Origin of the sequence: Pelomonas sp. KK5, assembly GCF_001984095.1 — a bacterium.
Taxonomy (GTDB): Bacteria; Pseudomonadota; Gammaproteobacteria; order Burkholderiales; family Burkholderiaceae_C; genus KK5.
This window is the reverse complement of record NZ_LYVQ01000055.1, coordinates 21,046-32,838: the sequence shown is the minus strand read 5'-3', so window position 1 is coordinate 32,838 and position 11,793 is coordinate 21,046. Positions and strand designations below refer to the sequence as shown.

Sequence of the window (11,793 nt, the reverse complement as noted above, 5' to 3'; positions counted from 1 at the left end):
GGACAAGCCGGTGCCGGTGACCGCGCTGCCCGGCTTTGCCGAGGGCCGGGTCTCGGTGCAGGACGTGGCGGCCCAGCTGGCCGCGCCGCTGCTGTTCTCGCAGCGCCCGCTGCCCGCCGGCGCCCGCGTGCTGGACGCCTGCTCGGCGCCCGGGGGCAAGACCGCGCACCTGCTGGAGCTGCAGCCCGGGCTGGACCTGCTGGCGCTGGATGCCGACGCCGGCCGCCTGAGCCGCGTCACGCAGAACCTGGAGCGCCTGAAGCTCAAGGCCGAGGTGCGCGCCGCCGACGCCCGCGACACCGCCGCCTGGTGGGACGGAACACCCTTCGACGCCATCCTGCTCGACGCCCCTTGCAGCGCCTCCGGCATCGTGCGCCGCCACCCCGACGTGCGCTGGCTGCGCCGCGCCGAGGACATCGCCCAGCTGGCCCGCATCCAGGCCGAGCTGCTCGATGCGCTGTGGCTAACGCTCAAACCGGGCGGCATGCTCGTCTACGCCACCTGCTCGATCTTCAAGGCCGAGGGGGTGAACCAAATCGACGCATTTTTGCAACGCCAAACTGGTGCAAGCCGCCTGGATGTGGCCAGCGTGACCGGTCATCTGCTCCCCCTGGCCGACAATGGTCCGCAATCCGCGGCTGCGTCGGCGGGGCCTTCGATCATTGACGGCTTCTATTACGCACTGCTCCAGAAGTCCTGACCGAGTGCGTCGTTGAGCCTGCTTCCTTACGTCCTCCGCGCCCTGCTGCGCCCCGGCCGCCTATGGTGCCGGGCGTTCGCGCTGGCACTGGCCTGCTGGCTGGCGACGCTGCCTTCGTCGGCGCTGGCGGCTGCCGACGGCGTGGAGCTGAGCCAGTTCAGCACCCACCGCAGCGACGAGGGCCTGGAGCTGAGCTTCTCCACCCGCTTCGAGCTGACCCGCCCGGCCGAGGACGCACTGATGAAGGGCGTCCCGATCTATTTCCTGGCCGAGGTGCAACTGCTGCGCCATCGCTGGTACTGGCGCGATTCGCGCGTCGGCCGGGTGACGCGCAGCTGGCGGCTGGAATGGAAGCCGCTGCTGCGCCAGTACAAGGTCACCAGCGGCGCCTTCAACCAGAGCTTCGCCAGCCTGCCGGAGGCGCTGGCCTCGCTGCGCGGCGTGGCCAACTGGCGTGTCGCCGATGCCAAGGAACTGGACGGCGACGGCGGCTACTACCTCGAGTTCAGCTACCGGCTGGACACCACCCAGCTGCCCCGGCCGATGCAGATCGACCTCGGCCCCGCCCAGGGCTTCGGTCTCTCCACCGAGCGCACGGTGCAGCTGGCCGCTGACCTGACCCCGCTGTCGATCTCGCCATGACTCCAGGAGGCTGTCGGGCTTACCCATGGCAACGCGCCGCCGCCCGGGCCTGCCAGGCAAGGCGCGGACGAGGCCGTGTGGCCGCGCCACACAACGAGTCTGCAACGCAGCATGGCAGGCCCGGGCGGCGGCCCGAAGGGTTGCGCGAGATGGGGCACAGCCGGCGTTGCCAATGCTCGCCGGACAGAGGTCCGGCTTGCGCTTGGCGCCTTGCCTGTGCCCCATCTCGCGCAACGCGTTGCCATGGGTAAGCCCGACAGCCTCCTGGCAGCGCGTTGGGCCTGGGTCATCTCGCTGGTGACCGTCACCGGCGTGGGCGGCGTGCTGGCCTTCCTGCTGTCGATCGGCGCCACCGCGCAGCGCGGCTTCTTCGAGCGGCACTACTTCTGGCTGTTCTGGCTCAACGCGGCGGTGGCCGCGGTGCTGGTGATCGTGATCGCGGTGGCGGCGGTGCGGCTGGCGATCCGCGTGCGGCGCGGGCGCTTCGGCAGCCGGCTGTTGCTGAAGCTGGCGGGCATCTTCGCGCTGGTGGGCGTGGTGCCGGGCGTGATGATCTACGGCGTCTCCTACACCTTCGTCAACCGCAGCATCGAGAACTGGTTCGACGTGGGCCTGGCCAGCGCGCTGGAGGCGGGCCTGAACCTGGGCCGCGGCACGCTGGACGGCATGGTCAACGACCTGTCCAACAAGACCCGCGACGCCGCCGAACGCGTCGCCAGCGATGCGGCCAGCCAGACCACCGCGACGCAGTTGCTCGCGCTGGAACGGCTGCGCGAGCAGATCGGGGCGCGCACGGTCGCCCTGGTCGGCAACACCGGGCAGATCCTGGTCTCCAGCGGCGGCGACACCAGCTCGCTGGCGCCCGACCGGCCGACCAAGGAACTGCTGGCCAAGGCCCGCAACGCCAGCGTCGCCAGCCAGATGGAGGGCCTGGAGGACGAGCAGCTGGCGCTGCAGGGGCAGGCCCGCATCCGCGCGCTGGCGCTGCTGCCGAGTGCCGACCTGAAGCTGGGCGGCGGCGGCGGCAGCGAGCGCTTTCTGATGGTCGTGCAGCGCATCCCGAGCCTGGTGCTGGCCAATGCGCTGGCCGTGCAGACGGCCAGCAGCGAATACCAGTTGCGCGCGCTGGAGCGCGACGGCCTGCGCCGCATGTACCTCGGCACGCTGACGCTGGTGCTGATCCTGGCCGTGTTCGCGGCCTTGCTGCTGGCCATCACGCTGGGCAACCAGCTCGCGCGCCCGCTGCTGCTGCTGGCCGACGGCGTGCGCCAGGTGGCACAGGGCGACCTCTCGGCCAAGCCGGTGCTGACCTCGCGCGACGAGCTTGGCGGCCTGACCCGCTCCTTCGCGGACATGACCGGCCAGCTGTCGGACGCGCGCGAGATGGTCGAGCGCAGCGTGGCCCAGCTGGAGAGCGCGCGCACCAATCTTCAGACCATCCTGGACAACCTCACCGCGGGCGTCATCGTGTTCGACGCCCACGGCCGCATCGACACCGTCAACCCCGGCGCCACCCGCATCCTGCGTCTGCCGCTGTCGGCCTGGCGCGGCCGGCGCATGGACGAGCTGCCGCAGCTGCACGCCTTCGCCGAAGCCATCGGCCAGCGCTTCGACCTGCCGGGCAATGGCGAGGAGGCCGAGCACTGGCAGGACGCCTTCGAAGTCCAGCTGGACATGGGCCAGGACCAGTTGACCCTGCTGGTGCGCGGCGCCCAGCTGCCGCACGACGCGCGGCTGATGGTGTTCGACGACATCTCCGAGGTCGTCTCCGCCCAGCGCTCGGCCGCCTGGAGCGAAGTGGCGCGGCGCCTGGCGCACGAGATCAAGAACCCGTTGACGCCGATCCAGCTCTCCGCCGAGCGGCTGCAGCACAAGCTCGAATCGCGGCTGGAAGGCGCCGAGCAGGCGATGCTGATCCGCTCGGTCGGCACCATCGTCAACCAGGTGCAGGCGATGAAGCAGCTGGTCAACGAGTTCCGCGACTACGCCCGCCTGCCGTCGGCGCAGCTCAAGCCGCTGGACCTGAACGCGCTGGTGGTGGAGGTGCTCACGCTCTATGCCGAGAGCCAGGAACAGGGCCGGCTGCATGCCGAGCTGGCGCTGAATCCGAGCCTGATCACCGGCGATGCGAGCCAGCTGCGCCAGGTCATCCACAACCTCGTGCAGAACGCGCTGGACGCGGTGCACGACCGGCCGGACGGCCAGGTGCGCGTCTGCACCCAGCAGACCTTCACCGAGGCGGGCGAGCCGCGTTCGCTGCGGCTGCTGGTCATCGACAATGGCCCCGGCTTCGCCGAGAAGGTGCTCAAGCGAGCCTTCGAACCCTATGTCACCACCAAGAGCAAAGGCACCGGCCTGGGCCTTGCGGTGGTGAAGAAGATCGCCGAAGAACACGGCGCGCGCATCCGTTTGGCCAATGTTCATGAGGGTGGCGACGACGCGTTGCCGGTTACGGGTGCGCAAGTTTCGTTATCATTTTCAAAACTCGCGGCCTCTGCAGCACCGACGGCGAGCGAAGCAGGCGGCCTTCCGGCGCGGCCTGCGTGACCGGCTGAACCAGGTATCCATGGCAACCATTCTTGTAGTCGACGACGAACTGGGCATCCGCGCCCTGTTGTCCGAAATCCTCAGCGACGAGGGTCACACGATCGAACTGGCGGAGAACGCCGCCCAGGCGCGCGCCGTGCGCGAACGGCTGCGACCGGACCTCGTCCTGCTCGACATCTGGATGCCCGATGTCGACGGCATCACGCTGCTCAAGGAGTGGGGCGGCGCCGGCGTGCTGACGATGCCGGTCATCATGATGAGCGGCCACGGCACCATCGACACCGCGGTGGAGGCCACCAAGTTCGGCGCCATCGCCTTCCTCGAGAAGCCGATCACGCTGCAGAAGCTGCTGCGCGCCGTCGAGCAGGCGTTGGTCAAGAACACGCCGCGCCCGGCCGCACCGGGCAGCCTGCCGCCGGCCGGCGCCTACAACGGCCGCGCGGACAACCTGGCGCTGGGCGTGGCCGGCAACGCGGGCGCGCTGGGCGCCGGCACGCATGTCGCGCCCGCCAACCTGGGCGGCCTGCCCTCGCAGTCGCTGATGCAGCAGCAGCCGGCAGGCCTCGCCTCCGAGCAGAGCTTCGAACTCGACCGCCCGCTGCGCGAGGCGCGCGACGCCTTCGAGAAGAGCTATTTCGAGTTCCACCTGGCCAAGGAAAACGGCTCGATGACCCGCGTCGCCGAGAAGACCGGCCTGGAACGCACGCACCTGTATCGCAAGCTCAAGCAACTGGGCGTTGATCTCAGCCGCAACAAGCGCGGAGTTGGCATCTAGCTTTTTCCTATGCTATAGTCGCGGTCTTCGCTGATCGGCAACGAGCAGCAAGAAAGACAGATGGCCTGGTAGCTCAGTTGGTAGAGCAGCGGATTGAAAATCCGCGTGTCGGTGGTTCGATTCCGCCCCAGGCCACCACCCACCTCTTTTCGGTTGATCCCGAGAGATCCCAAGAAAGCTAAAAAGCCCTTGCACATCAAGGGCTTAGCCTGAAAAAGGCGGCTCAGGAAGTCTCAAGCGATCCCGCTAAATCCCGTCGTTGCGCGTACCTGCTGGTGTACCCCAGACTGCTTTTCAACCGCAGTCGATTTTTGGGTACATGCATGGGGCAACTTAACGAGCTTCAGATCAAGGCAGCGCAGCCGCGCGACAAGGAATACCTGCTCGCCGATGGCGACGGTTTGTACCTGCGGGTACGCCCAACCGCGAAGGTCTGGGTCTATCGCTACAAGCGTTGGGGCAAGGAAGCCAAGCTGAGCCTTGGGCACTATCCGACGGTATCGCTGGCGGCGGCCCGAAAAAAATCGCGCGCAGAAGCCGAGAAGCTGTCCGGAGGCGTCGATCCCCGGCAGGCACGTCGCGAGGACGACGAGCGTCAGCGCGTTGCCCACCTCAATACCTTTGAGCTAACGGCGCGTGCCTGGCACGCCCAAGCGCAGAAGGACCGTCAGTGGTCCGCTGGCTATGCCGAAAAGGTGATCCGCCATCTCGAGATCCACATATTTCCGTGGCTGGGTCGCTTCGGCATGGACACCATCGCGCCGACGGAACTCGTCCGGTGCCTTCATCGCATCAAGGAGCGTGGGCACCTGGAGACCGCTCAGCGGGTTCGTGAGGCCGTGGTGCACGTCTACCAGTACGCTGTCGACGTTGGCGCCTTGGAACCCTCGAAAAACTTCGTCAACAGCCGTACGGGCGGCTTGCCTGCGCCGCGGTCGCGTCACTACGCGGCGATCACGGATCCGGACGAACTCGGACGCCTGTTGCGCGATATCGCGGCGTACAAGGGCAACGTCATCACCCGTGCTGCCTTGCGCCTCTCGCCGATGCTCTTCCAGCGGCCCGGGCAGCTGCGTCTGGCGCACTGGGAGGACATCGATTTCGAGCAGAAGCTGTGGCGCTGCCCGCCGGAGAAGATGAAGCTGCGCGAGTGGCAGAAACGCGACTCCAGGACGCCAGCGCACTTGGTGCCGCTGCCGCTCCAGGCCATGGACATCCTGGAAGACCTGAAGCCGCTGACGGGCCCGACCGGCCCGATCTTTCGCAGCATGGCCAAGCGGTCAGAAGCCACCCGCTACATGAGCGACAACACCATCAATGCCGCGCTGCGAACCCTCGGGTACGACACGCAGGAGCAGATCACCGGGCATGGCTTCCGGGCTACAGCTAGGACATTGATCCGCGAACTGCTCGGATGGGACCGTGAGGTGATTGAAAGGCACTTGGCACACGTGTCCGACGAGGAACTCGGCGGAAGCTATGACCGCGCGACTCACCTCGCGCAGCGGCGGAAGATGGTTCAGATGTGGGCGGACCTGCTGGACGATCTGGCCGATGGCAAGGAGGTGTTGCCGCTGGGGTCTGCTTCTCTGCGCTACCCGCGTCATGTGCCGCGCGTCGGGCGACGTTGAACTTGTTCACAGTTCCTGTGGGTAAGTCGGGGGAGCGCCTGTAGATGAATGGTCCGGCGCACGCATTGGCGGGCTTTTGCCTTTGCCTGCCATCGTTTTGAGCAGCCTGCGTTCTGCGGGGATTTGACATGTTCTCGTCGCGCTGCCAATGACGATCTTGTAGGTCAATCTACTCGCGCTCCCAATCGTCCAGCCAGGTCGGACACCCCGATCGTGCCGGCTGACTGCTGGAAGACTTCGGCGGTACGGAGGCAGCGGATGCAGAATGGTTCGCGTTGGCGCCGAGCGCGGGATATACCGGCATCACGCTCTGGACTCGGCAAATGCTTGGGCGCGCCGCGCGCGCTTCCAAGTCGTACGTGGAGAGTATGTCGAGACGGCGCCGCGGCGGGGCTGTGTAGGCGAGGGCTTCAGCTGCCTTGCGCAGGTGTTTTCATGGTCGGTCCAGGGTAGTCTTGGAGGGGTAAGCGGCGTGGCACGGATTTGAACGTGGGACACGATGAACTGGCGGCACTTCAGGTCGAGAACGCGCGCCTGACTGCCTTGCTCAAAGCGCACGGCATCGAATGGCGCGCGCCGCATTCGCCGGCGCCCGTCGTGTCGGAGCCGGTGCGGCTTTCCACGGATGAGAAGGTGGCGTTGTTCCGTCGGCTGTTCCGCGGACGCATGGACGTCTATCCGATACGCTGGGAAAGCAAAACCACGGGCAAGTCCGGCTACGCCCCGGCCTGCGCCAACGAGTGGCGCGCTGGGGTATGCGAGAAGCCGCGCATCAAATGCGGCGACTGCAGCAACCGCCTGTTGATACCGTTGTCCGATGCGGTGGTCTACCGACATCTGGCGGGCGAGCACACGGTCGGCGTCTATCCGCTGCTGGAAGATGACACCTGCCACTTCCTGGCGGTGGACTTCGATGAAGCAGATTGGCGCGACGATGCCCGCGCCTTCGTGCAACCCTGCGAGGAGTTGGGCGTGCCGGCTGCTCTGGAGGTTTCCCGGTCTGGGCAAGGTGCGCATACCTGGGTGTTCTTCGCGAGCCGTGTGTCGGCCCGCGACGCCCGCCGTCTCGGCACGGCCATCATCAGTCACACCTGTACTCGCACCCGGCAGCTGCGGCTGGCATCCTATGACCGCTTGTTTCCCAATCAGGACTCGATGCCGAAGGGCGGGTTTGGCAACCTGATCGCGTTGCCGCTGCAGAAGGAGGCCCGAGACAAGGGGGGCAGCGTCTTCGTCGATGCGACCCTGCAGCCCTACCCGGACCAATGGGCCTTCCTGGCGGCGATCCAGCGCATGCCGGCGCATGATATCGAGCCCACCATTCTTCGCGCGACCGGCGGCACCCATCCCCTGGACGTCACGTTCATCGAAGACGAGGACCTGTCGACACCGTGGAAGCGGACCAGTGCTGCTGCCCTGCGACTTGCCGGGCCAATGCCGGCGGTGCTGACCGTCACGCTAGCCAACCTCATCTATTTCGAGAAGGAGCAACTGCCCCAGGCGCTGGCCAATCGCCTGATCCGGCTGGCAGCCTTCCAGAACCCAGAGTTCTACAAGGCCCAGGCTATGCGGATGTCGGTGTGGGATAAGCCCCGCGTCGTCGGCAACGCCGAGAACTACCCTAGACACATCGCCTTGCCGCGAGGCTGCCTCGATGCGGTACAGGCGCTGCTCAAGGACAACGGCATCCGCTGCAACTTGCGCGATGAGCGTTTTGCTGGCGAGCCGCTTGCGCTTGCTTTTGCCGGCACCTTGCGCACGGACCAGGAGGAGGCCGTCACGGCCATGCTGCGCCACGATGCCGGGGTACTCTATGCGCCGACGGCCTTCGGGAAAACCGTGGCCGCTGCAGCGGCCATCGCGCGCCGGGGCGTCAACACCCTGGTTCTGGTGCACCGCACTGAACTGCTCAAGCAGTGGCAGGAGCGCCTGCAGGCATTCCTCGGTGTCGGCAAAGGGGTGGTCGGCACCATTGGCGGCGGCAAAGCGAAGCCAACGGGCAGGATCGACATCGCCGTGATGCAGTCGCTCTCCCGGCAGGGCGAAGTCGATCCCCTGGTCGAGAACTATGGGCATGTGGTCATCGACGAATGCCATCACATCGGGGCTGCCTCCTTCGATGCCATCCTCAAACGGGCCCGAGCGAAGTTCGTGCTGGGCCTGACGGCGACTCCCATCAGGCGTGACGGGCAGCAGCCCATCATCTTCATGCAATGCGGCCCGATCCGCTTCACGGCCGCGAAACCGGCCGGAGCGCCGCACGATCTGGAGGTGGTGCCGCGCTACCATTCGTCGCGGATCAATCTGCCGGGAGAGGCGGGCATCCAGGATGTTTTCCGCTTTGTCGCCGACGACAAGGCGAGGACCGAGGCTGTGGCGGGCGAGGTGCGCGAGGCGTTCGAGCGTGGGCGCAAGATCCTGGTTCTGACTGAGCGGACGGAGCATCTTGAGGCGATCCGAGCCGGCCTTGACGGTTTGACCTCGGCGTTCTTCGTGTTGCACGGTCGCATGTCCAAGAAGCAGCGAGCGGCTTTGGTTGCCGAATTGGAGACCTTGCCGCCCGAGGCTCCGCGCATCCTGCTGTCGACGGGCAAGTTGGTGGGCGAGGGCTTCGACCATGCGCCGCTCGACACCCTTGTCCTGGCCATGCCGGTTTCTTGGACGGGGACGCTGCAGCAGTACGCCGGGCGCTTGCATCGGGAGCATGCCGCCAAGGCCGATGTGAGGATCATTGACTTCGTGGACGCTGGGCATCCGGCGCTGCTGCGCATGTGGGAGAAGCGGCAACGGGGTTACCGCGCCATGGGCTATCGAGTCGGCCAGAAAGACGCAGCTGGTGTCTTGGATTTGGAATAGAAATTTCTACAAAATGCCCGTATGACGGGTATTTTTCAATTTGATTTATTCTGATCGCCTTGCCGGCCAAGAGGTGCTCCCGTTGCAATCTAGGCGAAGTTTCGGCATTGGCATGAAAAAATTCATAAAATACCCGCCAAATGGGAACTTCTCCATCTGTTCTATTCCGTCAACTATTGCCTGAGGTGCCTCGTGGCGCCCCGATGGCTTCTGCCTGGCTGCAGAAGCGTGGCCTCAGTGCCAAGCAAGTCGCCCGGCTTGCCGAGGGGGGCTGGCTTCACCGCCTGGGCCATGGCGTCTATGTCCTGCCCGGCGATCAATTGAACCGCGATGCCAGTCTGGCGCAGCTTGCGACCCTCATGCCTGGCCTGCATGTCGCCGGCAAGACTGCACTGGCCTGGCGCGGAGTTCGGCACAACTTGGCCGTCAGGGAGCAACTCATCCTCTGGGGCGACAAGCCGGCCAAGTTGCCTGCGTGGTTCACGGCTGCGTTCGCTGCAGGCTACCAGGCTACCCACCTCTTCGATGAGAGGCTGAGTGCCAACACCGGCCTTGCCTCCCTGCCCGGTGGGCATTCTGAAGTCCTGGTTTCTACACCGGAGCGGGCGCTGCTGGAGTTGCTGAGCGACGTGGGCAAAGGACAGGAACTGGAAGAGGCCCGAAACCTGATGGAGAGCGCGCGGTCGCTGAGGCTGCCTGTTCTGGAAGAGCTCCTGTCGCACCTCAAGCGCATCAAGGTGGCGCGCCTGGCGCATACGTTGGCTGAGGAACTGGAACTGCCCTGGGCTGACCTGGCTCGTCAACACAGCGAGCGCCTGGGCGGCGGACGCCGCTGGGTATCGACCACCAAGGCCGGCGAGCGGCTCAATCTGAAGCGCCCGACATGAACGACGTCTACATCCGCACGGTCCAGTTGCTACTCGACATCGCGCCGGCCGTGTTCGACACGCCTTTGCTGGCCATGAAAGGAGGCACCGCGCTCAATCTCTTCGTGCAGGACACGCCGCGTCTGTCCGTGGACATCGACGTCGTTTTCAACCGCTACGACCTGGCGCGAGACGAAGCCCTGCAAGCCATTGGTACCGAGCTCGCTGCGGCGCAGCAGCGCGTGGCCTCCCTTGGGCACTAGGTCGAGCTGCGTAGGAACAGAGACGGGACCGACGCCAAGATGTTCGCTCGCAGCGCCGATGCGGAGGTCAAGGTCGAGGTCAACTTCGTCTTCCGCGGCACGGTGCTGCCGCCGCAGCGACGCTCACTCACGCCGGCCGCTCAGCAGATGTTTGCGGCGGACATCCAGGTGCCTGTACTGGCCGACCCGGAGCTCTACGGCAGCAAGCTGGTTGCAGCCCTGGATCGCCAACATCCCCGCGATCTGTTCGATGTGCAACTCATGCTCGACACGCACGGCTGGCAGGAACCGCTGCTGGACTGCTTCGTGGTCTACCTGGCCGGCCATAACCGCCCGACTCACGAAGTGCTGTTTCCCAAGGAGAAGCCCTTGGAGGCTGTGTTCAAGGCCGAGTTCGACGGCATGACCATCAAGCCGGTCGAGCTGGATGACCGCCTAGGGCCACGTCTCCAGTACCACCTTGCCGCGCGCCTTGCCCGACTCGATGAGCGCATGCGCGCGAATCAGGTTGGCCGCATTGATGGCGCCGAAGCGCTCTGCTAGCGTCGTGCGGATCAGGCCCGCATCGACGAGTTCGGCCACTTCGTTGAGCAGACGGTGCTGGCCGATCATGTCGTCGGTGCCGAACAGCGAGCGGGTGAACATCAACTCCCAGTGCAGGGATACGGCTTTGCGCTTGAGTTGCGTGGCATCGAGCGAGGCCGGGTCATCGATGAGGCCGAACTTCCCTTGCGGCGCGATGGCCTCGATGATCTGCGCGTAGTGCGCTTGCGTCTGGGTCAGGCTCACGATGTAGTCGACGTTAGCAAAACCGATGCGCCGGAGTTCTTCCGCGACCGGACGGCCGTGATCGATCACATGGTGCGCGCCGAGTTCCTTCACCCAGGCTTGTGTCTCCGGGCGCGAGGCGGTGCCGATGATTGTCAGGCCCGTAAGGCGCCGCGCCAGTTGGGTCAGGATGGAGCCGACGCCACCGGCCGCGCCGATGATGAGCAGCGTCTTCGGATTGGGCTGCTTGCCCGGTACAACGCCGAGCCGGTCGAAAAGCATCTCCCACGCGGTGATCGCCGTTAGTGGCAGCGCGGCGGCCTGGGCAAAGTCCAGCGACTTCGGTGCGTGGCCGACGATGCGCTCATCCACGAGGTGCAGTTCGCTGTTGGTACCCGGGCGCGCAATCGAGCCCGCGTACCAGACACGGTCACCCGGCTTGAACAAGGTCGCGTCGGAGCCGACAGCCTTGACGATGCCGCTGGCGTCCCAGCCGAGCACCTTGTGGTCCTGCCCAGACGCTGGGCCCGTGCTGGCGCGGACCTTGGTGTCCACGGGATTCACGGACACCGCGCGCACGTCGACCAGGAGATCGCGGCCAGTGGGCACCGGGTCGGGCAGGACGATGTCCTCCAGCGCGCCCGGGGCAGCGATGGATTGAGGCTTCTTGTAGCCAACGGCTTTCATGGGATTGCCTTTCAGCGATGGGGTGAACGAACGATGGCCTCATGTTCTTCTAGTCCTT

7 protein-coding genes, 1 tRNA gene and 2 pseudogenes are annotated in these 11,793 nt (G+C 65.9%); 9 read left to right on the top strand and 1 reads right to left on the bottom strand.

The genetic code is table 11. The features are described from left to right. From B0W88_RS11050 to B0W88_RS11005, 9 genes and pseudogenes are all read left to right on the top strand, one after another. A pseudogene (locus B0W88_RS11050) lies at window positions 1-700 on the top strand (16S rRNA (cytosine(967)-C(5))-methyltransferase RsmB); the annotation flags it as partial. A 12-nt stretch (window positions 701-712) separates the two neighbouring features. Further along, entirely contained in the window at window positions 713-1,342 is a 630-nt protein-coding gene (locus tag B0W88_RS11045; protein ID WP_083748718.1) for a DUF4390 domain-containing protein, read from the top strand. 243 nt (window positions 1,343-1,585) lie between these two features. Next, window positions 1,586-3,889, top strand: a complete 2,304-nt coding sequence (locus tag B0W88_RS11040) for an ATP-binding protein (RefSeq protein ID WP_077034712.1) — start codon at window positions 1,586-1,588, stop codon at window positions 3,887-3,889. 19 nt (window positions 3,890-3,908) lie between these two features. Beyond that, a complete protein-coding gene (locus tag B0W88_RS11035; RefSeq protein WP_077034711.1) occupies window positions 3,909-4,664 on the top strand; it encodes a response regulator in 756 nt (251 codons plus the stop codon). Window positions 4,665-4,726: 62 nt separating this feature from the next. Beyond that, window positions 4,727-4,802: transfer RNA gene (locus B0W88_RS11030), tRNA-Phe, on the top strand. A 185-nt stretch (window positions 4,803-4,987) separates the two neighbouring features. After that, window positions 4,988-6,295 (top strand): integrase arm-type DNA-binding domain-containing protein, encoded by a 1,308-nt coding sequence (locus B0W88_RS11025; RefSeq protein ID WP_077034710.1) that lies wholly within the window; start codon window positions 4,988-4,990, stop codon window positions 6,293-6,295. A gap of 489 nt (window positions 6,296-6,784) precedes the next feature. Next, window positions 6,785-9,151 (top strand): DEAD/DEAH box helicase family protein, encoded by a 2,367-nt coding sequence (locus B0W88_RS11020; protein WP_077034709.1) that lies wholly within the window; start codon window positions 6,785-6,787, stop codon window positions 9,149-9,151. Window positions 9,152-9,291: 140 nt separating this feature from the next. Further along, window positions 9,292-10,038, top strand: coding sequence for a type IV toxin-antitoxin system AbiEi family antitoxin domain-containing protein (locus B0W88_RS11015; RefSeq protein ID WP_077034708.1), 747 nt, complete (start codon window positions 9,292-9,294; stop codon window positions 10,036-10,038). After that, window positions 10,035-10,823: pseudogene (locus B0W88_RS11005) on the top strand (nucleotidyl transferase AbiEii/AbiGii toxin family protein). The gene B0W88_RS11015 and the pseudogene B0W88_RS11005 overlap by 4 nt, the downstream one beginning before the upstream one ends. Here B0W88_RS11005 and B0W88_RS11000 read toward each other — a convergent pair. Continuing rightward, window positions 10,716-11,735 carry a zinc-binding alcohol dehydrogenase family protein gene (locus B0W88_RS11000; RefSeq protein WP_077034705.1) on the bottom strand — a complete coding sequence of 340 codons (1,020 nt, stop codon included), beginning with the start codon at window positions 11,733-11,735 and terminating at the stop codon, window positions 10,716-10,718. The pseudogene B0W88_RS11005 and the gene B0W88_RS11000 sit on opposite strands and share 108 nt — an antisense overlap. Between the last annotated feature and the right edge of the window lie 58 nt (window positions 11,736-11,793).

Excerpts from the sequence above, each read along its gene's own strand:
- B0W88_RS11040 (WP_077034712.1), top strand. The coding sequence starts at position 1,586 with ATGGGTAAGCCCGACAGCCTCCTGGCAGCGCGTTGGGCCTGGGTCATC.
- B0W88_RS11035 (WP_077034711.1), top strand. The coding sequence starts at position 3,909 with ATGGCAACCATTCTTGTAGTCGACGACGAACTGGGCATCCGCGCCCTG.
- B0W88_RS11025 (WP_077034710.1), top strand. The coding sequence starts at position 4,988 with ATGGGGCAACTTAACGAGCTTCAGATCAAGGCAGCGCAGCCGCGCGAC.
- B0W88_RS11015 (WP_077034708.1), top strand. The coding sequence starts at position 9,292 with ATGGGAACTTCTCCATCTGTTCTATTCCGTCAACTATTGCCTGAGGTG.
- B0W88_RS11000 (WP_077034705.1), bottom strand. The coding sequence starts at position 11,735 with ATGAAAGCCGTTGGCTACAAGAAGCCTCAATCCATCGCTGCCCCGGGC.